Origin of the sequence: Georgenia sp. Z1491 (genome assembly GCF_049856175.1) — a bacterium.
Lineage (GTDB): Bacteria > Actinomycetota > Actinomycetes > Actinomycetales > Actinomycetaceae > JB111.
Map to the genome: position 1 here is coordinate 1 of NZ_JBNDNA010000001.1, position 24,429 is coordinate 24,429.

Genomic DNA, 24,429 nt, shown 5'->3' on the forward strand with positions numbered 1-24,429 from the left:
CAACGGGCGGCTCGAGCACCTGCGCGGCTCCGCACTGGGCTTCCGGAACCTGACCCACTACACCGCCCGCAGCCTGCTCGAAGCAGGAGGATTCAGACCCCACCTACACCCTCAACTGCGATGAGCCCAATTGATGCTATCTATTCCTACATTGTCGTTGGACGACGCCAAACGTGTCATCGCGGCAGCAGAAGCTGAATCCAGCACGCAGGGTCAGCCCAGTAACATCGCCGTCGTCGATGCCGGCGGCAATCTCGTCGCTCACGTACGGATGGACGGAGCGTGGCTGGGCAGCATCGACATCTCGATCAACAAAGCCTTCACGGCCCGCGCGTTCGACACAGCCACCAAAGACCTCGGCGACCTCGCCCAACCCGGTGAGCAGTTCTACGGCATCCACGCCTCCAACGACGGTCGGGTGATGATCTTCGCCGGTGGCATCCCGCTCGAGCGCGACGGCCAGGTCGTCGGCGCCGTCGGCGTCAGCGGAGGAACCGGTGACCAAGACCAGGCCGTCGCCGAAGCCGCCGCCAGCGCCTTCTGAGACCGACCCGCACCGAACCCGGCCCCCGGCCGGCAGCCCACCCACCGAAGGAGCCGCACCATGCGTGCTCTCGTGTACCACGGTTGTGAAGCGCCCCAGCTTTGATGCCGCTCCCTTCTGAGTCCAGGAGGATGAGCACCATGCCGAAGAAGATCGATCCCGAGCTGCGTGAGCGCGCGGTGCGGATGGTGCGTGAGCACCAGCAGGACTACCCGTCGGTGACGGCCGCGTCGAAGGCCGTGGCCGAGCGGCTCGGATTGGGGGCTCTTCGGACATTGGGTGGGGAGGGTGACGCGCGGGGGTGAGCATCCGGGGGTAGGGGTCGAGGTCCTCGATGATCAGTAGCGACCAAGCAACTGCTCTGCTCGAGGACCTCGACGATGCCCAACGCTACGTGGTGCCCGGACGCGCCTTCTACTGATCCCTGCGACCGCTGTGACGAGCTGGTCGGAATCCCCGGGCTGCATGTCGAGGCCGTCGAGCGGACGGACGCGGTCGTGAGGGTCACTGTTTCTACGCCGTGGCAGCTGATGGGCTGCCCGGCCTGCGGTGTCATCGCGCCCAGCCGTGGCCGACGACGGCGGGTCCTGCGCGACGTGCCGTCGGTGGTGCCGGTGCAGATCCTGTGGCGTCAACGGACCTGGCGGTGCCCCGACCCGCACTGCCCGGTCGGGATGGTCGTCGAGCAGCATCCCGGTCTGGTCGCTCCGCGCGGATCGATCACCTGCCGGGCGATCGAGCGGGCAATAGGTCAGCTGCGTCGCGAGCACGCCACGATCCAGGGCCTCGCCCGTCGGCTCGGGACGGCGTGGAAGACGTTGTGGCGCGCGATCCGGCCCCGCCTGGAAGCGATGGCCGACGACGAGGACCGGTTCGGCGGCGTGCGGTCCCTGGGGGTCGACGAGCACATCTGGCACCACGTCGACACCCGTAGGCGCGGCCCGAAAGAGCTGACCGGGATGGTCGACCTGACCCGTCACCGCGATGCGAAGGGCAACTGGCGAGTGCGTGCCCGGCTGCTCGACCTCGTCCCCGGCCGGTCAGGGACGGCCTACAGGAACTGGCTCACCGAACGCGGCGAGCACTTCCGCTCCGGCGTGCAGGTCGCCGCCCTGGACCCTTTCGCCGGCTACAAGGCCGCGATGACCGTCTCGAAGACGCCGTGGCCGTCCTGGACGCATTCCACGTCGTCAAGCTCGGCACGCAAGCCGTGGACGAGGCACGTCGTCGCGTCCAGCAGGAAACTCTGGGCCATCGCGGACGCAAGGGCGACCCGCTGTACGGCATCCAGAAACTGCTGCGGGCCGGGGCCGAGAACCTCACCGATCGTCAGCTCGATCGACTCACCGCCGCGATCACCGCAGACCAGGCCCACCAGGGTGTCTATCTCGCTTGGCGCTGCGCCCAGGACCTGCGGGCCGCCTACCGAACAGAGAATCTCGTCGAGGGCAGGAACCTCGCGCTGAAGGTCCTCGACACGCTGCGGTCCTGCCCCGTGCCCGAGATCGCTCGCCTGGGACGCACCCTGCGCCGCTGGCGAGCGGCGTTCCTGGCCTACTTCACCACCGGCCGGACCAACAACGGCGGCACCGAGGCCATCAACGGCATCATCGAGCTCCACCGCCTCGCCCGCGGCTACCGCAACCAAGGCAACTACCGCCTCAGAATGCTCCTCGCCGCAGGCGGCCTCAGCCCTTGATCCCCACCCAATGTCCGAAGAGCCCCCAATGTCCGAAGAGCCGCATTATCCCGGCTCGATCGCTACACATCAACTCAAGGCGAGCCCCTTGACACGTGGTTCCTGGGGGCGTTGAGTCGATAGCGACTGGGCCGGCGTCGGAGAGGCCTTGCCAGAAGGACGTCGAGCAACACAATCGGATCGGAGTAGTCATGAAAGCAGTGGTGTACGAGGGACCCCGTCAGGTCAGCACGAAGGACGTCCCGGACGCGAAGATCGAGCGACCCACCGATGTCCTGGTCAGGGTAACGACGACGAACATCTGCGGCTCGGACCTCCACATGTACGAGGGGCGGACCTCCTTCGAAGTAGGCCGGACGTTCGGTCACGAGAACATGGGGGAGGTCATCGAAGTCGGTAGTGGCGTGGAGAAGGTCAGGGTCGGAGACCGGGTCGTGCTCCCGTTCAACATCTCGTGCGGATTCTGTAAGAACTGCGAACGCGGCCTGACCAACTACTGTCTCACCACCCAGCCCGAACCATCATTCGCCGGAGCGGCCTACGGGTTCGCCGACATGGGCCCGTACGGCGGCGGGCAGGCAGAACTGCTCCGGGTGCCCTTCGGCGACCACAACGCGCTGCGCCTGGGTGAAGACGCGCAGGACAAGGAGAATGACTACGTCATGCTCTCCGACATCTTCCCCACCGGCTACCACGCCACCGAGATGGCCGGCGTGATCCCGGGCGACAGCGTCGTGATCGCCGGGGCCGGCCCCGTGGGACTGATGGCCGCCCTGTCCGCGACGATCAAGGGCGCCGCAAAGGTGATGGTGGTTGATCGTCATCCCGACCGGCTCGCGCTGGCCGAGCAGATCGGAGCGATCGCCATCGACGACTCCAAGGTCGACCCCGTGCAGGCTGTGCTGGACGAGACCATGGGGCTCGGAGCCGACCGCGGCTGCGAGTGCGTCGGATACCAGGCCCACGATCCCCAGGGCAACGAAGATCCGGCTGCCACCTTGAACATGCTCATCAACGCGGTCCGCTTCACCGGCGGGATCGGCACCGTTGGCGTGTTCGTGCCCCAGGACCCGGGGGCCAAGGGCGAATTGGCCAAGCAGGGCAAGGCGGCCATCGACTTCGGCACACATTGGTTCAAGGGGCAGACCATGGGTAACGGTCAGGCCCCGGTCAAGCGGTACAACCGCCAGCTGCGAGACTTGATCGCGGCCGGCAAGGCGAAGCCGTCGTGGATCGTCTCCCACGAGATCTCGCTGGACCAAGCTGCCGATGCCTACAAGAACTTCGACTCCAGGGCCAAGGGTTGGACCAAGGTCCTCATCAAGCCCGGCATGTCAAACGGAAAGAAGGCAAACTGACATGGCAGCTGATCTCCAGGGCAAGAGGGTCGCGATCCTCGCCGCCGACGGAGTCGAACGCGTTGAGCTCAAGCAACCCCGCGAAGCACTGGACCGCGCGGGCGCTCAGACGGAGGTCCTTTCGATCCACGACGGCGAGATCAAGGCCCGTAAGAACGACCTGGATGAAGCGGGCACGTTCACCGTCGACGGGCTGGTCGCCGACGCCTCGGTGGGCGACTACGACGCCCTGCTGCTTCCCGGCGGCACGGTGAACCCCGACCAGCTCCGGGTCGACACGGACGCCGTTTCCTTCGTCCGCGACTTCGTCGAGAGCGGGAAGCCAGTCGCGGCGATCTGCCACGGGCCGTGGACGTTGATCGAGGCTGGCGTGGCCGCCGGTCGCACCCTGACGTCGTTCCCGAGCATTCGCACCGACCTGCGCAACGCCGGTGCCGACGTCGTCGACCAGGACGTGGTGGTCGACAAGAATCTCATCACCAGCCGCTCACCCGACGACCTGCCGGCGTTCTCCGAGGCGATAGTGTCCCAACTCGCGGGCACCCCGACAAAGGAAGAGGAGAAGTCATGAGCGTGACCAAGGGACTGCTGGTCAGGTTTGACGCGTTGCCCGGGAAGGAGGACGACGTGAAGGAGTTCCTTGACAGCGGCCGTGCGCTAGTTGAGGGCGAGCAGGCGACCACCGCGTGGTTCGCGATCCGCCTCGGCCCGACCTCGTTCGGGATCTTCGACGTGTTCCCCGATGACGCCGGACGTGACGCCCACCTCTCCGGCCCTGTTGCGGTGGCTCTCGGCGAGCAGACCGGCACGTTGTTCTCCGAACCGACGATCGAGAAGCTCGACGTACTGGGCTCCAAACTTCCCGCCTGACACCACAGACCGGGAGTACTAGCCCAGAGAGGAGGGGTCGCCGCGAGTGGTGACTTCGGGCTTACACAGCCCGCTGACGTCGTGGCAGCGGCCCCTTCTCCTGCGGCCTATCGCTCATCACCAACAGATCGAGGAACCGCGATGCCAGGAACTGACGACGGCGTTGCCACGACGCGTTCACCCGAGGTAGCAGTCATCGGGGGCGGGATCGTTGGTCTGTCGACGGCGTACGCGCTCCGGGAGCAGGACGTGCCGGTGCGCTTGTACGAGGCTGGTCTGCCCGGGACGGGTCAGTCCGCAGGCGAGTCTCGGATCTTCCGGCATGCCCACGACGACCCGCGACTCGTTGCTTTCGCGCGCGAAAGCCGGGGCGTATGGGACGAGTGGGCCGAACACTTCGACGTCGAGCTGGTCTCATCAGACGGTGTCCTGGCGATCGGAGACAGCGCCCTGGCGCGGCTGCGGGTGCTCGACCAGGTCGGCGGCGTGGAAGCGCGCGAGATCGACGCGGCCGGGGTCGCCCAGCGGATGCCGCTGCTCGCTGGGTACTCGGGGCCGGCGGTGCTCGACGAGTCGGGCGGCGCGATCCGCACTCGCGCCGCGATCACGGCACTCACGGGTGCCCTGGCAGATGCGGTCACCACCGGTGAGGTCATCTCCATCGATCCCCGCGCCGACGGGACGGTCGAGGTCCGCAGCGTCACCGACCGGGCTGTCTACTCCAAGGTGGTCGTGTGCGCCGGCCGCGAAACCGCCCGCCTGGCACGCAGCGTCGGCCTGTCGCTGCCGGTTCGCCTTGCCGCACACGTCCGGCTGACCTTCGATGTGAAAGACGCCGCCCCGGCGCGAGTCGCGTGCTTGCAGGACAGCAGCGGCGTCTTCGGCGAAGTCGGCGTCTACGCGACGCCGCTACCGGGCAACAGCAGCTATTCGGTCGGACTCAGCGACACCGTCGGCGTCCGCGACGACGGAACTTTCATCGACCCGGCGGCGATTCGATCGCTGGACGAACGCGCACGCGAATACGTGACACGGGCGCTGCCCGGTCTCCACCCAGAGCCGCGCGACTTCCTTCACTGCTGGGTGACCGACCTCCCGTGGAGTGAGGACGGCGTGGCCGTGTGGGAGGCAGGCTCTGTCTTTCTTGTGGCCGGTCACAATTTGTTCAAGCAGGCACCTGCGCTGGGTCGCGCTCTTGCCCGGGCTGCGACCGGCGGCGGTCTCCGCGCCGAGCTCACGCCCGAAGCGCGCCTCGGCGAGGCCCAGAGCTAGGGCGTGTCCCCCAATCGCGGGGGTGACCCGCGATTCTGGCCGGCAAACTGCCGAGTGTGTCGCTGTGCGATGTCCAGATCGCACAGCGACACACTCGTCACACTGGGGTCACGTTGGTGGCTGCCTGCAGTGCGGCGGCACGGTAGCCCGCGGAAGCACCGACGCCCTTGTCCGCGACGTAGGCGGGCGTACCAGCTGCAACCACGGTCCCGCCGGCGTCGCCCGCGCCGGGTTCAAGATCGATCACGTGATCGGCCACCGCGACAACGCGCATGTCCAGCTCCGCGGCGACGACCGTGTTGCCCGCATCGAGCAGCGGTTCGTCCTGGCTAAGGTTCCTCGCAGCGGCGCTCGAACAACGACCACCCACACCACGCTCGAGGGTGAGTGGGACGAGGTCATGCCGGTGATCAAGCGGGCGTGCGACGCCGTCGCCGAGGTCAGCCCGCGCGTGAGCCTGGTACTCAAGGCCGACCTGCGACCGGGCTACACGGGCCAGCTCGCCGCGAAGGTCGAGCGCATCGAGCAGCACCTGGACGTGGCCGACAGCTGAGCCGCACGACCCGAGGCAGCGGAGTCGGGCGCCCTCGGACTGTCGACGACACGGCGTCGGTGCCGAGGACACGGCTTGTCGCCGAGGGCACGGAGTCTGCGCCGAGAGTACCGACGGCGGATGTCCAGTCGGCGCGTTCCCCGCGTCCTCGACGCGTAGCCCGCGTCCTCGGCACGCCGTCCATGTCCTGGCCGGGCTACTTGCGTCGTCCCGCCCGCGACTCAGGGGGGCAGCTCGCACCGTCCGCGGCTCACGGGTACAGCTCGGACCGCCCGGCGGCGAGCGCCGCGGCCAGTGCCTGAGCGCCCGGCGCGAGCATCTCGTAGGTCTCCTCGAAGTCGGAGTCGTCGCCCCACCACGGGTCCGGCACGTCGAGAGTGCCGACGTCGCGGGCGTCACCAGCACCCGGCGCGTCGGGCCCGTCGGCGGCCCGCCACAGCATGATGCGGCCGGGGTCGCTGCCCGAACGCTCCGCGAGCCGTCGAAGCCACACCGCGTGCTCCTCGGTCATGGCGAGCACGAGGTCGGCGGCGCCGAGCTCCTCGGCGGTGACCTGCCGCGCGGTGTGCGCACCGACCTCCACCCCGCGCCGCGCCAACGTGCTCGCCGCGCGCGGGTCGATCGGGTTGCCGGCCTCGTAGTCGGACGTACCGCCGGAGACGACCTCGGCATCGACGTCGGCCCGCTCGAGCGCGTCGGCCAGCACGAGCGCGCCCATCGGCGAGCGGCAGATGTTTCCCGTGCACACGACGAGGATCCTGACGGGCCGCGACACCGGGAGACGCATGGCTCCAGTCTGTCAGGCGGTGCGCGACCACGGGAGCCCCCGCACCCGCGCGGCTCGACTGCCCCGCACCCGCGCGGCTCGACTGCCCCGCAGCCCGGCGGCACCGGCACCGCCGCACGCGCCCGACTCCACGGCCGCCCCTTCGCGTGGGACTCTGGGCGCGTGCACCACGTCCGCCCCGCCTCCCGCACAACCCGCACCACGCGCACCGGCCTCGTCCTCGCCCTCGCGCTCCTCCTCTCCGCCTGCGGGTCGGGCGACGACTCGGGCGACGACACCACCTCCGATGCCGGCGACGAGGACGCCCCGGCGTCGGTCGACGACCTCGTCCCCGTCACCGACCAGAGCGAGGAACCGCCCACCTGGCTCTCGGAGACCGGCGAGCCGCGGGAGTCGGAGTCGCTGCTGTGCACGGACGTCTTCGCCACGGGAGGCACCGAGCTGGCGACGACGGACCTCGCGGCCTGCCAGGCGGAGTCCCTGCGGGATGTGGTCGGCTACGTCCAGACCACCGACGCCGGCCAGGACGCCCGGACCGAGCTGCGCGTCTCCACCGAGGACGGGCTCGCCGTCGAGGCGGACCTCGGCGTCGCGCGGATCCTCGTCGTCGGGGCCGACTGGTGGGCCACGACCGACGGTGACTGGCTCGAGCCCGGCGAGGCGGCCGAGATCCCCCGGCTGTCGGGCGCCGGCGAGGCGGCCGTCTCGCTGCAGCAGCTCCACGACCCGCAGGTGGCCGCCGCGTCCACCGAGCCCATCGACGTCGCCGTCACCGGCTCGGCGACGATCGACGGTACCGAGGTCGCCGTCCTCACCGGCACGGGTGAGGGCTCGAGCGGCGAGGAGATCGCGGTGGAGTACTTCGTCACGAGGGAGTACGTCGCGCTCCGTGCGGTCAACGACGTGACGACGTCGGCGGGCACCGCCACGACCACGACCGTGATCAGCGAGCTCGACGAGCCGCAGGACGTCACCGCTCCGTAACCGACGACGACGTCAGACGTGCCACACGAACGGGGCACGATCGCGCTGGTTAATCACAAGCTCGTAACAATGCCGGCGCGCCGCGAGCGCCCCGGGGGCTGCCCCTGACTCCCGCACGCGCTGCCGCCCCGATCGTTGCCAGGACACGGAAAGATGGCTGTCGCGCCACGCCCGGACACCCCGGGGCGGGCCGGATCGAGCATCGGACGATCACAGATCGACCGGTTGTTCACCGCGCCGTCCCTCCATACGGTGGTCGAGTTCAAGGGCCCGCAGCACCGCGGGCGCCGCCAGCCACTTCGAGCGCCCGCCCCCCAGGGCATCGTGCGCGCCACCGGGAGGAACCCCTTGACCACCACAGCACAGCGTCGCGCCCGTCGCATCGCCCCGCTCGCCACGATCGCCGCCCTGGCCCTCACCCTCGCCGCCTGCGCGGACGAGGGTGAGTCCGCCGACCGCGGGGGCGGTGGCGACGACGGCGACGCCTCCGGTGGCAGCGGTGCCACGCTCACGCTCGAGGATCTCCAGGAGGCCGGCAGCATCACGGTCGGCTTCGCCGGCGAGGCCCCCTACAGCTTCATGGAGGACGGCGAGCTCACCGGCGCCACCGTCGCGCTGCACGAGGCCGTGTGGGCCGAGCTCGGCGTCGACACCGTCGAGGGCCAGCAGGCCGAGTTCGGGCAGCTCATCCAGGCGCTGACGGCCGAGCGCTTCGACGTCGTCGCCGCAGGCATGTCGATCCTGCCCGAGCGCTGCGAGCAGGCCATCTTCTCCGACCCGGAGTTCCAGTACACGACCGCGCTCATGGTTCCCGAGGGGAACCCGGACGGGCTCGAGCCGTCCATGCAGTCCGTCGAGGAGTCCGACGTCCAGATGGCGGCCATGACCGGCGCCATCGAGGCCACCTACGCCGCCGACCTCGGCATCGACGCCATGGAGGTCGGCACCCCGCAGGACGGGATGGACGCCGTCGTCAACGGTCGAGCCGACGTCTTCGCCCTCACGGGCATCTCGCTCAACTGGATGGCCGACAACAACCCGGACGCCCCGATCGAGGTCACCGAGTCGTTCGTGGCCGAGATCGACGGCGTCGAGCAGGTCGGTGCCGGCGGCACCGTCTTCCGCAACGCCGACACCGAGCTGCGGGACGCCTACAACGAGGTCCTCGCGGAGATCGTCGGTGACGAGGAGCGCTACCTCGAGATCGTCGGGGACTTCGGCTTCACGGCCGAGGAGCGTCCGACGGGCGACCTGACCACCGAGCAACTGTGCGCCGGAGACATCTGATCCGGTGAGCGACAACCTCGACGCAGTCGTCGGGGCGCTTCCCCAGCTGTGGGAGGGCGTCCTCATCACCCTCCAGCTCACCGTCGGCGGCATCATCGGCGCCTTCGTCATCGCCATCGTCCTCGGGCTGGTGGTCAGGAGCGAGCGCTGGTACCTGCGGGTGCCGGCGCGTCTGCTCATCGAGTTCTTCCGCGGGATCTCGCTGCTCGTCCTGCTCTACGTGCTCTTCTACGTGCTCCCGCTGTTCGGCGTGACGTTCACCGGACTGTTCTGCGGCATCTTCGCGCTCTCGTTCAACTACGGGGCCTACGGCGCCGAGGTGGTGCGCGGAGCGATCAACAACGTGCCCAAGGGACAGTGGGAGGTCGGCACCGCGCTGAGCATCAGCCCGTTGCACCACATGCGCCGGGTGATCTGGCCGCAGGCGTGGGCCATCATGCTGCCCTCGCTGAGCAACCTCGCGGTCATGCTTCTCAAGGGCACCGCGGTCGCCTACATCATCCTCATGCACGACCTCACGTGGCAGACGGACATCCTGCGTTCGCAGACCGGGAGCACGTTCTTCTCCTACGGCGTCGGGATGGTCATCTACTTCCTCATCTCGCTGGTCATCGTCCTGCTCGCACAGCTCCTCGAGCGGCAGGCGAAGCGCAAGCTGGGTCAGGGCGCGCCGATGAAGGAGATGTTCGACGTGCAGGTCGCCAAGCCGAACCCGGTGGTGTCCGGTGAGTGACATCTGGAGCTGGGACCGCGCCGCCGAGGTCTTCCCCGACCTCCTCATGGCCTTCCTGCAGGTCACACTCGTCGCGACGGTGCTGGGATCGCTCATCGCCGCCGTGCTCGGCCTGGTCGTCGCCATCATCCGCAGGGTCATGCCGAAGTGGATCTCCATGCCGATCCACGCGGTGATGGAGTTCATCCGCATGACGCCGGTGGTCATCCAGCTGCTGTTCGTCTTCTACACGTTCAACAACCTCAGCGGCATGACGATCGGCGTGGTGGTCCTCGGCGTTCACTACGCGACCTACATGGCAGAGGTCTACCGGTCCGGGATCGACGCGATCCCGAAGGGCCAGTGGGAGGCCTCGACGGCCCTGTCGATGTCCCGCACCCGCACGTGGGTCAAGGTGATCATCCCGCAGGCGGTCCGCACGACCCTGCCCGCCCTGGGTACCTGGGTGATCTCGATGTTCAAGGACACCCCCTTCCTCACTGTCATCTTCGTGGGCGAGATGGTCCGCGAGGCGGAGCGGTACGGCTCCCGGACGTTCACCTACACCGAGGCGCTCGTGCTCGCCGGCCTGATCTTCCTGGTCGCCAGCTACGGGACGTCGGTCCTGCTACGCAAGATGGAGAAGCGCCTTGCCACCTACTGACAGCTACGACCCCATCGGTGACGGCCGGTCGTCCTCCGCGGGAGCCGGGGGCGGCGACGCGCACGCCACCGGCGAGCCGAAGCTCCGGTTCGAGAACGTGCTGAAGAAGTTCGGCGACCACACGGTGCTGGAGAACCTCAACTTCTCCGTCAACCGCGGGGAGCGGGTCACGCTCATCGGCCCGTCCGGGTCGGGCAAGACGACGATCCTGCGCCTGGTCATGACGCTCGAGCACCTCACCGGCGGGTTCATCTACGTCGACGGGAAGCCGCTGACCCACGAGCAGCGCGGGGACCGACGGGTCGAGCGGAAGCCGAAGGACGTCGCGCGCATGACGACGAAGATCGGGATGGTCTTCCAGCACTTCCACCTGTTCCCCAACATGTCGGTGATCGAGAACATCACCGAGGCGCCGATCCACGTGCTCGGGCGCTCGAAAGACGAGGCCCGGACCCGCGGCCTGGAGCTCCTCGAGCAGGTCGGGCTCTCGGACAAGGCGAACGAGCACCCCACGAGGCTCTCGGGCGGTCAGCAGCAGCGCGTCGCGATCGCACGCGCCCTGGCCATGGACCCCGAGATCCTGCTCCTCGACGAGGTGACCTCCGCCCTGGACCCCGAGATCGTCAAGGACGTCCTGTGGGTCCTGCGCGAGGTCGCGAACAACACAGACATCACGATGCTCATCGTCACGCACGAGATGCAGTTCGCCCAGGACGTGTCCGACCGCGTGATGATGTTCGACGGCGGGCACATCGTCGAGGAGGGACCGCCCGACGTGATGTTCTCGAACCCGTCCCAGGAGCGCACCCGGGCGTTTCTGCAGGCGGTGCTCTGAGCGCTCCAGCCGCGGCGTGCCCCGCACCCGCGATCGACGGGCCGACGACGAAAATCCCTCGCCGTCGGCCCGTCGCCGTGTCTACCGTGAGGTCATGAGCAGCATCGTGTGCAGCGCGCCGACGACGGCGCTCGCCCGCGTGCACCGCGACCGCCGCGCCTGACGGCGCCGCGGTCCACCTCCAGGGCCCCGCCCGGCCAGGCCGGGTGCGTCCGCGCGCCGTCCGAGAGTCAGCCGCACCTCGGCCGAGCCACGCCACCGCCGGCACTCCCGCGCGCCTGCTGCGCCGCCCCGAGGTGCTCCACCACCGACCCTCGTGGAGCGCACCCATGCCTCGCACCCCCTCCCCTCGCTCGTCCGCCGGCGGCCGGCACGAGCTCGGCCAGAACTTCCTGCACCACCGACCCACGATCGACCGGATCGCCGACCTCGTCGCCGACACGGACGGGCCGATCCTCGAGCTCGGCGCCGGCGACGGCGCACTGACCCGGGCGCTGGCACGCCTGGGTCGGCCGCTCACGGCCGTCGAGATCGACGAGCACCGGGTCCGGCGTCTGCGCCGCAGCGTCCCGGGGGTCCGCGTCGAGCACGCGGACGCGACCCGGATCGCCCTCGACGCTCCGGTCGTCGCGGGCAACATCCCCTTCCACCTCACCACCCCGGTGCTGCGGCGTCTGCTCGGTGCCGGGAGGTGGCAGCGCGCCGTCCTGCTCACGCAGTGGGAGGTCGCGCGCAAACGGGCCGGCGTGGGCGGCGGAACCATGCTCACCGCCGCGTCGGCGCCATGGTTCGCCTTCACCCTGGAGTTCCGTGTCCCCGCGGCGCACTTCGCACCGAGGCCGAGCGTGGACGGCGGCGTGCTCGGCGTCGTCCGCCGTGCGCGGCCGCTCGTCCCGCACCGCGAGCGCCGCCGCTACGAGGCGTTCGTCCGGGGAGTCTTCACGGGTCCCGGCGGGGGGCTCGCTCGGGTCGTCGAACGTGCGGGGCGCACGGACCAGCGCACCGCACGACGCGCGCTGGGCCGTGCCGGTGTGGCGGAGCGAGCCCTGCCACGCGACCTCGGGCCCGAGCAGTGGGCAGCGCTCTGGGGCGCCGTCCGCAGGTAGGTCGGCGTCACCGCTCGGCGTTACCGCTCGTCCTCGCCGTCCGACGCGAAGCCCGGTGCCATCCACCTCGGGCACTCCTGCGCCGCAGGAGGGCGTCCAGACCGAGCCCGAGCAGTACCCCCGCGGACACCCCGATCGCCACCGACACGAGCGGGTGACCGCCGACCACGGCGTGCGCGCCCGCGCCCAGCGCCGCCGTCACGCCCGCCCACAGGAGGGCCGCCGCGCCCGCGGCAGGCAGGTAGCGGCGCGGGGCGAGGTCGAGGACCCCCGCCCCGACGTTGACCGCCACCCGGCCGACCGGGACGAACCGCGCGGCGACGATCACGGGCACGCCACGGCGCTCGAGCGCGCGTCCCGCGGAGCCCACCGCCCGGCGCCCCCGCTCACCCCGGAGCCCTGGCAGGCGGTGGATCGGGACGAGACGGCCGAGCAGGTAGGCGATGGTGTCGCCGACGAACGCGCCGGCAGCCGCCGCGAGCACGATGAGGACGACGTGGACGCCACCGCCGGACAGGGCCAGCACGGTGGCACTGACCAGGATCGTCTCGCTCGGCACCGGCGGGACCAGGCCGTCGACGAGGGCGAGTCCCGCGACCAGCACGAGCAGCCACGGCGACGCGGCGAGCGCGTCGGCGGCGCCCCCCAGGTCGGTGAGGATGTCCACGGCGAGCACCTCCGATCCCGCGCGGGTGCATGACGGCGGGGCCACGCCCGCCCGCCCGTGGTGCATCTCGGGTGCGCCTGCTCCGCACGTCCGCCCGCACCGTGGGCCGAGCCGTCACGCTAGGTCGCCGGCTCCGTCGTCGTCGCCGGAATTCTTTGCGCTCACCTCCCCATAGGCTGGCCGGATGGACGACGACGCACGGATGGCCGTGTTCCTCGACTACGAGAACCTGGCGCTGGGCGCCCGCGACCACCTGGGCGGGATGGCGTTCGACTTCGGTCCCATCGCCGACGCGCTCGCGGTGCGCGGCCGCAGCCTCACGCGCCGTGCCTACGCGGACTGGTCGTTCTTCGACGAGGACCGCCGCATGCTCACCCGCCACCAGTTCGAGCTCATCGAGATGCCGCAGCGCATGGGCGCGTCGCGGAAGAACGCCGCCGACATCAAGATGGTGGTCGACGCGATCGAGATGGCGTTCGAGCGTGACTACGTCTCGACCTTCGTCCTGTGCACCGGCGACAGCGACTTCTCGCCGCTCGTCCACAAGCTGCGGGAGCTGGACAAGCGGGTGATCGGCGTCGGGGTCGAGCTCTCGACCTCCCGCCTCCTCCCGCCGGCGTGCGACGAGTTCCTCTTCTACGACCGCCTCGAGGGCGTGGAGCCCGGGGAGGAGGCCCCCCGACGACGGGGCGCGCACGCCCGCGGCGGAACCGGCCAGGAGCGGCACGACGCCCAGGTGGTGCTGCCGTCGGGCACAGGGGGCGGTGCCGGTTCGTCGGGTGCGGGGTCGTCGGGCGCGGGTTCGTCGGGCGCGGCCGGGTCGGCCCGGGGCGGTGCGACCGGGTCGGTTGCCGCCGGCGGCGCCGCAGCCGACCAGGACCTCGACGCCGCCCCGGCGATCGACGGCTCGATCGACGGCTCGGTCGACGACGAGATCGGCTCGCCCGACGAGTCGGCCGAGACCGAGCCGATCGAGGTGCGCGTGGCGCAGACCCTCGCCGGGCTCGCGACCACGTCCGACTCCGTGACGGCGTCCGTGCTCAAGCGGGCGCTCCTGCGCAAGGACCCGACGTTCAGCGAGTCCGACCTCGGGTTCCGCTCGTTCGGCGAAGTCCTCAAGCACCTGGCGGACCGCGGCGTCGTCGAGCTGTCGACGGGACCCGCGACCGGCGACCCCGAGGTCTCGCTGCCCCAGCAGGGGGACCTCGAGCAGACGTTCGCCCTGCTGGTCGAGATCGTGGCCGAGGGCGACGGCAACGACGACGGTGCCTTCGCCCTGTCCGGCCTGAAGAACCGGCTGCGCAAGCGGCGCCCCGACTTCAGCGAGAAGGCCTTCGGCTTCCGCAGCTTCCTGCAGTTCTGCCGCGCCGCGGAGACGGAGGGCCACGTCGATCTCGACTGGGACGACGACGCGGGCGACTACCTCGTCACCGTGCCCGAGGACTGACCCCGGCGCCCACCACCTCACCGCCCAGCCGGACCACTGACCGCCCAGCTGGACCACTGACCGCCCAGCTGGACCACCGACCGCCCAGCTGGACCACCGACCGCCCAGCTGGACCACTGACCGCCCAGCTGGACCACCGACCGCCCAGCTGGACCACGCTGAGGTCATACTCGACGGATCCGAGTCGAGCTCGGGAGAGATGTCGAGGATCGTTGACACCGCGTGTAGAGGATCCTTGACATTGAATGTCGATGATCCTTAACATCTCGGCATGACCCCACCGGCACGCACCGACCCGGGCGCCGTCAGCCCGGTCCGCGAGCGCCGCAAGCAGCACCGGCTCACGCAGGCGGAGCTGGGCGCGCTCGTGGGGGTCAGCCGCCACACCGTCATCGCGATCGAGCAGGGCGACTACGCCCCCTCGGTCTTCCTGGCCCTGCGCATCGCGCGCACCCTCGGGTCGACCGTCGAGGACCTCTTCGGCGCACACCCCGAGGCGGCCACCGACCAGCTGGGAGAGACCTCATGACCTCGGAGCACACCCCCACGAGGGGGACCGGGACACGCCGGCCCGAGCCGGTCGACGAGCGCGAGCGGTCGATCGCCAACGAGGCCTCGGCCGTCGGCATGCGGGCCGGCATCTACGCGGGGCTCGCGGTCGCCGTGGTCGCCGCGGTCCTCGGGTCGCTGATCGTCCCGCTCGTGCTCATCCTCCTCACCGGCGTGCCGACCTGGTCGGCGATGCTGTGGGCCCGGCGGCGCCACGTCGACCTCACCGACGTCGCAGGGCGCGCCCGGCTCGGCGTGCGGGTCTCGGTCTGGGCCGTCATCGGCACCGGGATGCTGCTGGCGCTCGGGGCGATGTGCTGGACGATCGTCACCGGCTCCGGGCTCGTCACGCCGCCCGACCTCGATGTCGTGGGGCCGCAGGCCGACGGGATCGGGAACAGCTTCGCGCGCGGCGCTGTCGTCGGCGGCATGGTCGGCGTCGTCCTCGCCGTGGCCGCCACGTTCTGGCCCCGACGCCGTCGCGACGACGCGTAGCCGTCAGGCCGGGTCGAGCAGCTCCTGCGCCGCGGCTCGGTGCTCGGGCCTGCCGGTGATGAGCGCGTAGATCCCGTAGCCGACCGGGCTCGCGGCCATGTGCTCGGCGCAGTGGTCCGCGAGCCGGGGCCACGTCCGGCCGCCGGCATCCTCGTAGGCCTCGAGCGTGACGGCGAACGCCTCCCGGCCCGCCGTCGCGTGGTGCAGAGCGAGATCCGCGCCCGGGTCGGAGACCTTCGCCGTCGTCCAGTCGAGCACGGCGGTCGGCCGGTCGGCCTCGTCGACGAGCACGTGCGCGGGATAGAGCTCGCCGTGGGTGAGCACGGACCGGTCCGGCCAGAACGAGTCCTCGCCGATCCACGTGCGCCATCGCTCGAGCAGCTGCGGCGCGACGCGGAAGGATCCGGCGACCCGCTCGACCTCCCCGGCCCGACGGGTGCGCACCTCGTCCGGGGTCTCGACCACCGCACCACCGGCCGCCGCCGCGTCGACGTCGATGCCGTGCAGCTCGGCGAGCAGCTCGCCGAAGGCACGTGCATAGGTACGCGACGTCGGGTCGACGTGCCAGACCGGCTCACCGGTGGCGGGATCGACCGTCAGCCCGGGCGACCCTGGCAGCAGCGGGTAGGCCACGAGCCGGGTCGACCGGATGCGCCAGTCCGGGACCGCGACCGACAGGCGCGGCCGCACGACGTCGAGGATCGCCGCCTCCGCCGCGATGCCCTCGGCGACGTCCGGCCGGCGGGGCACGCGCAGCACCCACGACTCACCGGCAGCCGTGCTCCCGATGGCCACCCGGTAGTCCAGCCCGACCTCCTCGATCCGTAGCGAGGCCGGGTCGATGTCGAGCCCGTGGGCGGCGGCGAGGGCGGCGAGCTCGTCCCGGCCTGCCGGAACCTGTGCGTCATCCGTCATCGGGTCCTCCCGGCGTGCGGTCGTCGCCGGCGCCGCCGCGCGCTCGGGCGTGGCGGCGCCGTCGGGAGACTCAGAAGTCCCAGTCCTCGTCCTCGGTGTTCTCCGCCTTGCCCATGACGTAGGAGGAGCCGGATCCGGAGAAGAAGTCGTGGTTCTCGTCCGCGTTGGGGCTCAGCGAGGAGAGGATCGCCGGGTTCACGGCCGTCTGGTCGGCCGTGAACAGGCCCTCGTAGCCGAGGTTGTTGAGGGCCTTGTTGGCGTTGTACTTGAGGAACGCCTTGACGTCCTCCGTGAGCCCGAGCGGGTCGTAGAGGTCCTCGGTGTACTGCTCCTCGTTCTCGTAGAGCTCGAGGAGGAGCTCGAAGGTGTAGTCCTTGAGCTCCTGGCGACGCTCGGCCGAGGAGCGCTCGAGCGCCTTCTGGTACTTGTAGCCGATGTAGTACCCGTGCACGGCCTCGTCGCGGATGATGAGGCGGATGAGGTCCGCGGTGTTCGTCAGCTTGGCGCGGCTCGACCAGTACATCGGAGCGTAGAAGCCCGAGTAGAAGAGGAAGGACTCGAGCATCACGGACGCGACCTTGCGCTTCTCCGGGTCGTCGCCGCGGTAGTAGTCCATGATGATCTGCGCCTTGCGCTGGAGGTTCTCGTTCTCCTCCGACCAGCGGAAGGCGTCGTCGATCTCCGCCGTCGAGATGAGCGTGGAGAAGATCGACGAGTACGACTTCGCGTGCACCGACTCCATGAACGCGATGTTCGTGTAGACGGCCTCCTCGTGCTGTGTGACGGCGTCGGGGATGAGGCTGACCGCGCCGACGGTGCCCTGCACGGTGTCCAGCAGCGTGAGGCCGGTGAACACGCGGGTCGTCATCAGCTTCTCGTGGTCGCTCAGGGTCGCCCACGACTGGATGTCGTTCGACAGCGGCACCTTCTCCGGCAGCCAGAAGTTCGAGGTCAGGCGGTCCCAGACCTCCTGGTCCTTGTCGTCGTCGATGCGGTTCCAGTTGATGGCCTGGACCGAGGAGACGAGCTTGAGCTTCTCGGACACGGTGCTCCTTGTCATGCGTCGCGCGTGCGTCGCGCGTGGGGTCGTCGCCTCGCGAGGGACGTCTCGGGCGGTGCGTCCATGCTGCCACGAAGCACCGACGACGTCGCCGACCGACAAGGTGAGGTACGCCGTCGAGGCGCCTCCCCCACGTGCACCGCACGGTGGGCAGCCGATACGCGCCCGACGCCGACACGCCGGTCACCGAGGTACCCGCTCCCCGGGTGTAGCCGGGATTCGCGGGCGAGGACACTGGCGCTGTGACCGAAAGTCCGTATGGCCGCCCTGCGCACGCCCCCGACGGCGTGCGCATGGGGCACGACCTGCCGACGAGGTCCCCATCCGCCGACCGGCGGACGCACGGCCGGGACACCAGAATGTCCCCGTGAACGTCGACCCGCACTCGCAGTACACCTCTGCACAGCACCCACCCGCGCCGGGCCGGCGCGCCCCCGACGGCAGCGTGTGGAACGGCAGCTTCTGGGAGCTCCCACCCGGCGGGCCGGGCGGGCCGTCGCCCGACCAGCTCCGGCAGCGCGCACGAGACGCGGCGCGGCCTCGCCTCGACGCCGGGCGATCGACCCGGTCCGACCTCTCGACGACGACGATCGCCTCGATCCTGCTGGTCGCGGCGGCGGCGATCACGGCCGTGCTCATCGACGGCTCCGGGCAGGGCATGGCGCCGGGGCTCGTCGCGACGCTGTCGGCCGGCGCGGGCCTCGTCCTCGGTGGCGTGGTGATCCTCGTCCAGCGCTTCCGCATGGACGACCGCTCCTGGTACGTCGCCCGCAGCGACGCCCGGTCCATGGGCTCCGGAGCGGCGATCGGGCTCGACGTGCTGCAGGCGTTCCTCGGTTACGTGCCTGCGGTGGCGCTGACGGTCGGGGCCGCCGGCGCCGGCGAGCGCCTGCTCTCGCTGACGGGTTTCGCGTGCGCGATGCTCGTCGGGCTCACGCTCGCCGTCTGGGTCTCGCGCGAGCCGCTGCGTGGCGACGGGAACCGGCGCAACCGCAGCCACGAGTGGATCCACGAGGAGATCGTCGGGTTCACCCGACGAGGCCGGGCCGCCCGCTGGAGCCGGTTCCTGCTCGGCGTCGTCATGGGCGTGGCCGCGGCCGCGACGGGCGTGCTCGTGCCCGCCCCCGCCCCGGAGGTCGGGACGATGGTGGGCCTCCTCGTCATCGGGGCGGTGGCCGGGTGGATCTTCTTCGGCGTGCAGGCCTGGTGGGACAACCTCGACCGGCGCGTGTCGAAGCCCGCGGGGCGCGAACCGCGTGCGCGCACGGAGCCCGAGCGTCCGGAGCCCGAGCGCGGCGATCCCGAGCGCCTGGAGCAGGACCGCGATCGCCGCACGGGCGGTCCTGTCCTCCCCGACCCGCCCTCCGGGCACGTGCCACCGTGGTGATGTGGGAGGCGCCGCGGGGGGACGCGCACCGTCCCGCTCACGGCGCGGGGCCGGGCATCCCGTCCTTCGAGAACGCGGAACCTCGCGGGTGGGGTGACCAGCCACATGGGTGGCCCGAACGGCCGAGCGGCTCGGCCGGACTACCGATCGGCCGGGCCGGACCGCCGACCAGCACAGCCGTCGACGGTGGCCGCTCGAGCAGGTCCGACGTCGTGGCGACGACGCTCGGCTCCCTCCTCATGGCCGCCGCCTCCGTGGGCGTGCTGTTCCTGGTGACCACGTACGGCGACGCGACCGCGCCCGGGGCGAACGCGGCGGTGTCCGCCGGCATCGCCGGGATCGCGTACGGGGTGGTCCGGGTGGTGCAGGACGCCCGCATGGACAAGCGGTCCTGGTACGTCGCGCGCAGCGACCGCCGATCGATGGGGCTGACGGCCGCGATCGGTGTCGACCTCGTCCAGAACGTCCTGCTCTACGCCCCGCCCGTGACACTCACGGTGCTGGCCGCCGAGCTCGGCGACCGCACCCTCGCGCTGACGGGCGCGATCTGCGCGATCATCCTCGGGGTGCTCACCACGAGCTGGTCCGTTCGCTATCCGTTGCCCTACACGGGCCTGCAGCAGACTTCGTGGCGCTACAGGCCCTATGCGCCGGACCCGGAGTTCGTGCGCAGGTCGGTGGGGGCGCGCCTCCTGCGTCTCCCCGTCGGGGTCCCGCTCGGACTCGCCGGGGCGGTCACCGTCCTGCTCGTGACCGAGCCCCGCCCGGGGCTCGTCATGACAGTCACCCTCATGGCGCTGGTCGGTCTCGCCAACGGGGTGGGCGTCCTGGTCTATGGCCGGCCCAAGCTGCGAGGGCCGAGGCGACGCGACCAGGAGCTCCACACCCGTATGCGGCAGGGGCCCGACACCCGTATGCGGCACGAGCACGAGCAGCTCCGCCGGCAGGGGCGCCGATGAGCTCGCCCGGTGGCAGGGGCCCGTTCGGTCGACGGCACGGTGACCACAGGGCTGCGCACCGGTCGGGGCCGGCCGCGCAGTGGCCCGCCCACCCCCCGCGGGCCGAGGCGCATCGGCCGGAACCTTTCGCACCGTGGCCCGGCGCGACCTGGCCCAGCCGTCCTCACCACCCGAACGAGGAACCCTGGCCGGCGCGCCGTCCGTGGGCCTCGGCCCTGTGGGACGTCGCGGCGACGACGGCGGTGGCCGCCGTCGCCGTCCTGGTCGCCGCCTTCCTGGCCGACCTGCTCATCGACGACGCCGGCAACCTCCGGTTCGAACCGAACCGCGGGCCCGACGGCACCTCGGGTGCAGCGACGACGGGCGGCACCCTCGGGCTCGTGGTCGGCGCAGCGGTGCTGTGGCCGTACCGCCGGTGGCGCAACGGTCGCACCTGGTACGAGGGCCGCGGCGACGCACGGTCGATGAGTACCGGGTCCGTCCTGCTCGTCGACCTCGTCCAGGCCGCGTTGCTCACTCTCCCGCCCGCCGTGGTCCTGCTGGCTGTGGACGTGTACCTGCACCGGGAGGTCGGCCTGACCGCGGTCGCGGTGGCCACGGGACTGCTCGCGACGCGAGCCGTCACGGCGCACAACTGGGCGGGCGAGGCAACGGCCCGACCGGGCGACCCGCGTCCGTTGACCGACCGGTGCCGCGGCTCGAAGATCGCCCGGATCGGCCTCGCCTGGCTGACGGCCCCCGTCGGCCCGCTGCTCGGGCTGCTGGCGTTCGACGACACCGAGTTCATCTACGCGGGCGCCATCGTGGTGGCCGTGCTCGTGCCACCGGTCAGCCTCTTCTGGTGGTGGCGGCTGCGCACACCGCAGCCCCCAACGGCCAGGGGCCGCGGCGATGCCTGACCACGGCCCCGCCAGACCACAGCGCCGCCTGACCGCACCGACGCCTCCGGCGCGACACGGTCAGCTCTCTGTCTCCGCCCCGTCCTCGGACGCGGACTCCGAACCGGACTCCGAACCGGACTCCGCGCCCGCACCGTCGGCGACCTCTCCGGAGAGGACGGCGTCGACGTAGTCCGGGTTGTCCTCGAGCCACTGGTCGACGGCGTCGTCGTTGGACTCGCCGCCCATCTCGTTGAACATGATGTTCTCCAGCGAGTGCAGCTCCTCGCTGGTCATGTAGAAGCCGCTGAGCCACTCGGCGACCTCCGGGTACTCCTCCGCGAACCCCAGGTGCCCGTAGACGTAGATGTCGTCGGGCACGCCGAGTGCGCCTTCGGGGTCCTCGAGGTCCCGGATGGGGAACGCGTCGTAGGCCCAGTGCGGTCGCCACAGCGTGACGACGATGTTGTCCCCGCTCGAGGTGGCCGCCTCCACCTCGGCGAGCATCGCCGTCGTCGAGGAGGTCACGTACTCCATGTCCTCCAGGCCGTAGGTCGGGATGACCTCGTTCTCGGTCAGCGACGTGAGCACCGCGCCGGACTCGATGCCGACGATCCGGTTGTCGAACTCGTCGGCGTTCTCCGCGAGCTCGGCGAGCGAGGTGATCGGGGCGTCCTCGTTGACGGCGATGGTCATCGGCGCCTCCTCGTACCACATGCCGATCTCCTCGACCCGGTCGCCGTACTCCGCCATGTGCGGGGAGTTGGCCTCCGGGAGCCAGACGTCGAAGTTGAGGTCGTACTGGCCCTCGGCCAGGCCCGTCCACAGCACGGCCATGTCGACGATCTCCAGCTCGACCTCGTAGTCCTGGTCCTCGAGGATGCGCTGCCACAGGTGGCCGGTCGCCAGCGCCTCCTCCCAGCCCGCCGGGATGCCGATGACGATGGGCTCCGCCGCATCGGCCGACCCGCCGCCGGACGCGCCGTCGTCATCTTCGCCGCCGCAGGCGGACAGGGTGAGGGCCAGTGCTACGGCCGTGGTGGCGGTCCGGCGGGTCGTCGTTCGCATGTGTCTCCTTCGACTGGTGATCGGCCGGGAGCGGCGGGGCCGCACGCTCCGTCGGTGGGGGTCATTCCCCGACGATCTCGGGCACGAAGTCCGGGTTCTCCTCCACCCACCGGTCCACGGCCTCGTCGTTCTCCTCACCGTTCAGCTCGTTGAACATGATGGTCTCCAGCGAGGAGACCTGCTCGTCGTCCATCGCGAACCGGCCGCTCCACTCGGCCACCTCGGGATGCTCCTCGGCGAACCCGGGACTGCTGAACGTGTGGATGTCGTTCGGCGGGCCGAGGGCGCCCTCGGGGTCCTCGAGGTCCCGGATCGGGAACGCGTCGTAGGCCCAGTGCGGGCGCCACAGCGTGGCGACCACGTTCTCCCCCGACTCGATCGCACCCTGCAGGTCCGCGAGCATCGACGGCGTGGAGGAGACGACGAACTCCATGTCCTCCAGCCCATAGGTGGGGATTACCGAGTCCTGCACGTAGCGGGTGAGGCCGGCGCCGGGCTCGATGCCGACGATGCGGTTGTCGAACTCGTCGGCGTGGTCGGCGAGCTCGGTCAAGGAGGTGATCGGGGCGTCGTCGTTGACGACCATCGTGTTCGGGTAGTCCTCGAACCAGACGCCGAGGTCCTCGATGTCGTCGCCGTACTGCTCGAGATAGTCCTCGTGGTTGTGCGGGAGCGCCACGTTGAAGTTGAGGTCGTAGTCCCCGGCGGCGAGGCCGGTGAAGACGACGCCGACGTCGGCGTGCTCCGTCTCGACCGCGTAGCCCTGCTCCTCGAGGATGTGCTTCCAGATGTAGGAGGCGGCGATGCCCTCCTCCCAGCCGTGGAAGACGCCGATCGTGATCGTCTCCCCGGAGCCGTCGCCACCGTCGCTGCCGGCCCCCTCGTCCGGGTCGTCCCCGCCGCCGCAGGCGGCGAGCGCCGGTGCGGCCGCCGTCGTGACGGCGCCGGCCGTCAGCCATGTCCGAGTAGTTCGCATGTCGGTCCTTCTCCTCGTGTGTCGTCGTCGACGACGAGTGCTGATCGAATCTGCGTCTGGCTCAGGTGATGGCTCGTGCCGGCGCGTGCTCCTCGTGAATGGTGTCGGCTCGGTGGGCGGTGGCTGGACGGGCGCGCGGCCCGCCCCGGTGGCCGGGGCGGGCCGCGCGTCGTGATCGTGCATGCCGGGTCGCGCCCGGCGGGGCCGCTCGAGGAGCGGCGCCCGGTCAGCTCTCGGTCTCGGCGTCCTCGGAGTCGGTCTCGGAACCGGCGCCCTCGGTGCCGGACTCGCCGCCCTCGGTGTCGGTCTCGCCGCCGGCCTCGCCGCCGCCGCTGACGACGGAGTCGATGAAGTCGGGGTTGTCCGCGAGCCACTGCTCGACGGCCTCGTCGTTGGAGTTGCCGCCCATCTCGTTGAACATGATGTTCTCGAGCTCGGCGAGGTCCTCGTCGCTGAACGTGAAGCCGGCGATCCACTCGGCGACCTCCGGGAACTCCGAGGAGAACTCGGCGTTGCCGTACGTGTAGATGTCGTCCGGCTCGCCGAAGGCGCCCTCGGGGTCCTCGAGGTCGCGGATCGGGAAGGCGTCGTAGGCCCAGTGCGGGCGCCACAGGGTGACGACCACGTTGTCACCGGAGTCGATCGCGGCGCTCAGCTCGGAGAGCATCGCCGTGGTCGAGGAGATGACGTACTCCATGTCCTCCAGGCCGTAGGTCGGGATGACCTCGTCCGTGGTGATGCGGGTGAGGCCGGCGCCGGGCTCGATGCCGACGATGCGGTTGCCGAACTCGTCCGCGTTGTCCGCGAGCTCGTCGAGGGACTCGATCGGGGCGTCCTCGTTCACGGCCATCGTCAGCGGCGCGTTCTCGTACCACATGCCGAGCTCTTCGAGGTCGTCGCCGTACTGCTCGATGTAGTCCGAGTGGGTGTTCGGCAGCCACGTGTCGAAGTTGAGGTCGTAGTCGCCCTGGGCGAGGCCCGTGAAGACGACGCCGGCCTCGGCGGTCTCGAGCGTGACGTCGTAGCCCTGCTCCTCGAGGATGGCCTGCCACAGGTGGGAGACGGCGATGCCCTCCTCCCAGCCGGAGTGGACGCCGATGGTGATCTCGCCGCCGGCCGAGCCGGCGTCGCCGCCGTCACCCTCACCGCTGTCGCCCTCACCGCCGGCGTCGCCGCCGTCGCCCTCGGACGTGCCGGTGTCGCCGTTGTCGCCGCCGTTGTCACCCTCGTCGTCCCCGCCGCCGCAGGCGGCGAGGGTCAGTGCGAGGGCCGACACGGTGGCCGCTGTCGTCATGAATCGCTTGGTACGCATGTCTCTCCTTGTGTTCTTCGTAGGGTCGTTCCTGCGCGGGGGCGC

The 24,429-nt window shown here is 70.6% G+C and carries 25 protein-coding genes and 2 pseudogenes; 20 read left to right on the plus strand and 7 right to left on the minus strand.

Annotated features, from left to right (window positions below):
• Window positions 1–157: 157 nt before the first annotated feature.
• The 8 genes and pseudogenes from ACPYO4_RS00005 (at window position 158) to ACPYO4_RS00040 (ending at window position 6,296) form a co-directional block, all read left to right on the plus strand.
• Window positions 158–544 carry a GlcG/HbpS family heme-binding protein gene (locus tag ACPYO4_RS00005; protein ID WP_247089895.1) on the plus strand — a complete coding sequence of 129 codons (387 nt, stop codon included), beginning with the start codon at window positions 158–160 and terminating at the stop codon, window positions 542–544.
• A 140-nt stretch (window positions 545–684) separates the two neighbouring features.
• Window positions 685–810, plus strand: a pseudogene (locus ACPYO4_RS00010) (IS3 family transposase); the annotation flags it as partial.
• Between the two features lie 114 nt (window positions 811–924).
• Window positions 925–2,243 (plus strand): annotated as a pseudogene (locus ACPYO4_RS00015) (ISL3 family transposase).
• A 191-nt stretch (window positions 2,244–2,434) separates the two neighbouring features.
• A complete protein-coding gene (locus ACPYO4_RS00020; protein WP_425707152.1) occupies window positions 2,435–3,601 on the plus strand; it encodes a glutathione-independent formaldehyde dehydrogenase in 1,167 nt (388 codons plus the stop codon).
• A 1-nt stretch (window position 3,602) separates the two neighbouring features.
• A complete protein-coding gene (locus ACPYO4_RS00025; protein ID WP_425707153.1) occupies window positions 3,603–4,172 on the plus strand; it encodes a type 1 glutamine amidotransferase domain-containing protein in 570 nt (189 codons plus the stop codon).
• Window positions 4,169–4,471, plus strand: a complete 303-nt coding sequence (locus tag ACPYO4_RS00030; RefSeq protein ID WP_425707154.1) for a putative quinol monooxygenase — start codon at window positions 4,169–4,171, stop codon at window positions 4,469–4,471. Before ACPYO4_RS00025 ends, ACPYO4_RS00030 begins: the two co-directional genes overlap by 4 nt.
• A 141-nt stretch (window positions 4,472–4,612) precedes the next feature.
• Window positions 4,613–5,743, plus strand: coding sequence for an NAD(P)/FAD-dependent oxidoreductase (locus tag ACPYO4_RS00035; protein WP_425707155.1), 1,131 nt, complete (start codon window positions 4,613–4,615; stop codon window positions 5,741–5,743).
• 307 nt (window positions 5,744–6,050) lie between these two features.
• Window positions 6,051–6,296, plus strand: a complete 246-nt coding sequence (locus ACPYO4_RS00040) for a thiamine-binding protein (protein WP_425707618.1) — start codon at window positions 6,051–6,053, stop codon at window positions 6,294–6,296.
• A 250-nt stretch (window positions 6,297–6,546) separates the two neighbouring features.
• Here the strand turns inward: ACPYO4_RS00040 and ACPYO4_RS00045 are convergent, their stop codons facing one another.
• Window positions 6,547–7,083, minus strand: a complete 537-nt coding sequence (locus tag ACPYO4_RS00045; protein ID WP_425707156.1) for a low molecular weight protein-tyrosine-phosphatase — start codon at window positions 7,081–7,083, stop codon at window positions 6,547–6,549.
• 162 nt (window positions 7,084–7,245) lie between these two features.
• On the opposite strand from ACPYO4_RS00045, the gene ACPYO4_RS00050 reads away from it, so the two are divergent.
• The 6 genes from ACPYO4_RS00050 (at window position 7,246) to erm (ending at window position 12,671) form a co-directional block, all read left to right on the plus strand.
• Complete coding sequence (locus ACPYO4_RS00050) at window positions 7,246–8,067, plus strand: hypothetical protein (RefSeq protein WP_425707157.1); 822 nt, start codon at window positions 7,246–7,248, stop codon at window positions 8,065–8,067.
• Between the two features lie 348 nt (window positions 8,068–8,415).
• Complete coding sequence (locus tag ACPYO4_RS00055; protein WP_425707158.1) at window positions 8,416–9,354, plus strand: transporter substrate-binding domain-containing protein; 939 nt, start codon at window positions 8,416–8,418, stop codon at window positions 9,352–9,354.
• A 4-nt stretch (window positions 9,355–9,358) separates the two neighbouring features.
• Window positions 9,359–10,087: an amino acid ABC transporter permease gene (locus ACPYO4_RS00060; RefSeq protein ID WP_425707159.1), complete on the plus strand. Its 729-nt coding sequence runs from the start codon at window positions 9,359–9,361 to the stop codon at window positions 10,085–10,087.
• Complete coding sequence (ehuD, locus tag ACPYO4_RS00065; protein WP_425707160.1) at window positions 10,080–10,730, plus strand: ectoine/hydroxyectoine ABC transporter permease subunit EhuD; 651 nt, start codon at window positions 10,080–10,082, stop codon at window positions 10,728–10,730. Before ACPYO4_RS00060 ends, ehuD begins: the two co-directional genes overlap by 8 nt.
• A gap of 97 nt (window positions 10,731–10,827) precedes the next feature.
• Window positions 10,828–11,565, plus strand: coding sequence for an amino acid ABC transporter ATP-binding protein (locus ACPYO4_RS00070; protein WP_425707619.1), 738 nt, complete (start codon window positions 10,828–10,830; stop codon window positions 11,563–11,565).
• A 329-nt stretch (window positions 11,566–11,894) separates the two neighbouring features.
• Complete coding sequence (erm, locus tag ACPYO4_RS00075; RefSeq protein WP_425707161.1) at window positions 11,895–12,671, plus strand: 23S ribosomal RNA methyltransferase Erm; 777 nt, start codon at window positions 11,895–11,897, stop codon at window positions 12,669–12,671.
• A gap of 7 nt (window positions 12,672–12,678) precedes the next feature.
• On the opposite strand, the gene ACPYO4_RS00080 is transcribed toward erm, so the two are convergent.
• On the minus strand, window positions 12,679–13,338 hold the full coding sequence (locus tag ACPYO4_RS00080) for a DedA family protein (protein ID WP_425707162.1): 660 nt from the start codon (window positions 13,336–13,338) through the stop codon (window positions 12,679–12,681).
• Between the two features lie 184 nt (window positions 13,339–13,522).
• On the opposite strand from ACPYO4_RS00080, the gene ACPYO4_RS00085 reads away from it, so the two are divergent.
• The 3 genes from ACPYO4_RS00085 to ACPYO4_RS00095 all read left to right on the plus strand — a co-directional run bounded on the left by ACPYO4_RS00085 (window position 13,523) and on the right by ACPYO4_RS00095 (window position 15,829).
• Entirely contained in the window at window positions 13,523–14,785 is a 1,263-nt protein-coding gene (locus tag ACPYO4_RS00085; protein WP_425707163.1) for an NYN domain-containing protein, read from the plus strand.
• 271 nt (window positions 14,786–15,056) lie between these two features.
• Window positions 15,057–15,314, plus strand: coding sequence for a helix-turn-helix transcriptional regulator (locus ACPYO4_RS00090; RefSeq protein WP_425707164.1), 258 nt, complete (start codon window positions 15,057–15,059; stop codon window positions 15,312–15,314).
• Window positions 15,311–15,829 carry a hypothetical protein gene (locus tag ACPYO4_RS00095; RefSeq protein WP_425707165.1) on the plus strand — a complete coding sequence of 173 codons (519 nt, stop codon included), beginning with the start codon at window positions 15,311–15,313 and terminating at the stop codon, window positions 15,827–15,829. The genes ACPYO4_RS00090 and ACPYO4_RS00095 overlap by 4 nt, the downstream gene beginning before the upstream one ends.
• Window positions 15,830–15,832: 3 nt before the next feature.
• Here the strand turns inward: ACPYO4_RS00095 and ACPYO4_RS00100 are convergent, their stop codons facing one another.
• Window positions 15,833–16,744, minus strand: a complete 912-nt coding sequence (locus tag ACPYO4_RS00100; RefSeq protein WP_425707166.1) for a macrolide 2'-phosphotransferase — start codon at window positions 16,742–16,744, stop codon at window positions 15,833–15,835.
• 70 nt (window positions 16,745–16,814) lie between these two features.
• The gene (gene nrdF / locus ACPYO4_RS00105; RefSeq protein WP_425707167.1) at window positions 16,815–17,789 is read right to left on the minus strand and encodes a class 1b ribonucleoside-diphosphate reductase subunit beta; all 975 of its coding nucleotides are present in this window, start codon (window positions 17,787–17,789) and stop codon (window positions 16,815–16,817) included.
• Between the two features lie 382 nt (window positions 17,790–18,171).
• On the opposite strand from nrdF, the gene ACPYO4_RS00110 reads away from it, so the two are divergent.
• The 3 genes from ACPYO4_RS00110 (at window position 18,172) to ACPYO4_RS00120 (ending at window position 21,049) form a co-directional block, all read left to right on the plus strand.
• Window positions 18,172–19,191: a tripartite tricarboxylate transporter TctB family protein gene (locus ACPYO4_RS00110; protein ID WP_425707168.1), complete on the plus strand. Its 1,020-nt coding sequence runs from the start codon at window positions 18,172–18,174 to the stop codon at window positions 19,189–19,191.
• Window positions 19,192–19,403: 212 nt separating this feature from the next.
• The gene (locus ACPYO4_RS00115; RefSeq protein WP_425707169.1) at window positions 19,404–20,150 is read left to right on the plus strand and encodes a hypothetical protein; all 747 of its coding nucleotides are present in this window, start codon (window positions 19,404–19,406) and stop codon (window positions 20,148–20,150) included.
• Between the two features lie 242 nt (window positions 20,151–20,392).
• Window positions 20,393–21,049 (plus strand): hypothetical protein, encoded by a 657-nt coding sequence (locus ACPYO4_RS00120; RefSeq protein ID WP_425707170.1) that lies wholly within the window; start codon window positions 20,393–20,395, stop codon window positions 21,047–21,049.
• Window positions 21,050–21,109: 60 nt separating this feature from the next.
• Here ACPYO4_RS00120 and ACPYO4_RS00125 read toward each other — a convergent pair whose 3' ends face one another.
• The 3 genes from ACPYO4_RS00125 to ACPYO4_RS00135 form a co-directional block, all read right to left on the minus strand.
• The gene (locus tag ACPYO4_RS00125) at window positions 21,110–22,096 is read right to left on the minus strand and encodes a glycine betaine ABC transporter substrate-binding protein (protein WP_425707171.1); all 987 of its coding nucleotides are present in this window, start codon (window positions 22,094–22,096) and stop codon (window positions 21,110–21,112) included.
• A gap of 61 nt (window positions 22,097–22,157) precedes the next feature.
• Window positions 22,158–23,072 carry a glycine betaine ABC transporter substrate-binding protein gene (locus ACPYO4_RS00130; protein ID WP_425707172.1) on the minus strand — a complete coding sequence of 305 codons (915 nt, stop codon included), beginning with the start codon at window positions 23,070–23,072 and terminating at the stop codon, window positions 22,158–22,160.
• A gap of 226 nt (window positions 23,073–23,298) precedes the next feature.
• Complete coding sequence (locus ACPYO4_RS00135; RefSeq protein ID WP_425707173.1) at window positions 23,299–24,384, minus strand: glycine betaine ABC transporter substrate-binding protein; 1,086 nt, start codon at window positions 24,382–24,384, stop codon at window positions 23,299–23,301.
• Window positions 24,385–24,429: the final 45 nt, after the last annotated feature.

Coding starts and splice junctions, on each gene's coding strand:
- ACPYO4_RS00020 (WP_425707152.1), top strand. CDS start 2,435: ATGAAAGCAGTGGTGTACGAGGGACCCCGTCAGGTCAGCACGAAGGAC.
- ACPYO4_RS00025 (WP_425707153.1), top strand. CDS start 3,603: ATGGCAGCTGATCTCCAGGGCAAGAGGGTCGCGATCCTCGCCGCCGAC.
- ACPYO4_RS00030 (WP_425707154.1), top strand. CDS start 4,169: ATGAGCGTGACCAAGGGACTGCTGGTCAGGTTTGACGCGTTGCCCGGG.
- ACPYO4_RS00035 (WP_425707155.1), top strand. CDS start 4,613: ATGCCAGGAACTGACGACGGCGTTGCCACGACGCGTTCACCCGAGGTA.
- ACPYO4_RS00045 (WP_425707156.1), bottom strand. CDS start 7,083: ATGCGTCTCCCGGTGTCGCGGCCCGTCAGGATCCTCGTCGTGTGCACG.
- erm (WP_425707161.1), top strand. CDS start 11,895: ATGCCTCGCACCCCCTCCCCTCGCTCGTCCGCCGGCGGCCGGCACGAG.
- ACPYO4_RS00085 (WP_425707163.1), top strand. CDS start 13,523: ATGGACGACGACGCACGGATGGCCGTGTTCCTCGACTACGAGAACCTG.
- ACPYO4_RS00090 (WP_425707164.1), top strand. CDS start 15,057: ATGACCCCACCGGCACGCACCGACCCGGGCGCCGTCAGCCCGGTCCGC.
- ACPYO4_RS00095 (WP_425707165.1), top strand. CDS start 15,311: ATGACCTCGGAGCACACCCCCACGAGGGGGACCGGGACACGCCGGCCC.
- ACPYO4_RS00100 (WP_425707166.1), bottom strand. CDS start 16,744: ATGACGGATGACGCACAGGTTCCGGCAGGCCGGGACGAGCTCGCCGCC.
- ACPYO4_RS00125 (WP_425707171.1), bottom strand. CDS start 22,096: ATGCGAACGACGACCCGCCGGACCGCCACCACGGCCGTAGCACTGGCC.
- ACPYO4_RS00130 (WP_425707172.1), bottom strand. CDS start 23,072: ATGCGAACTACTCGGACATGGCTGACGGCCGGCGCCGTCACGACGGCG.
- ACPYO4_RS00135 (WP_425707173.1), bottom strand. CDS start 24,384: ATGCGTACCAAGCGATTCATGACGACAGCGGCCACCGTGTCGGCCCTC.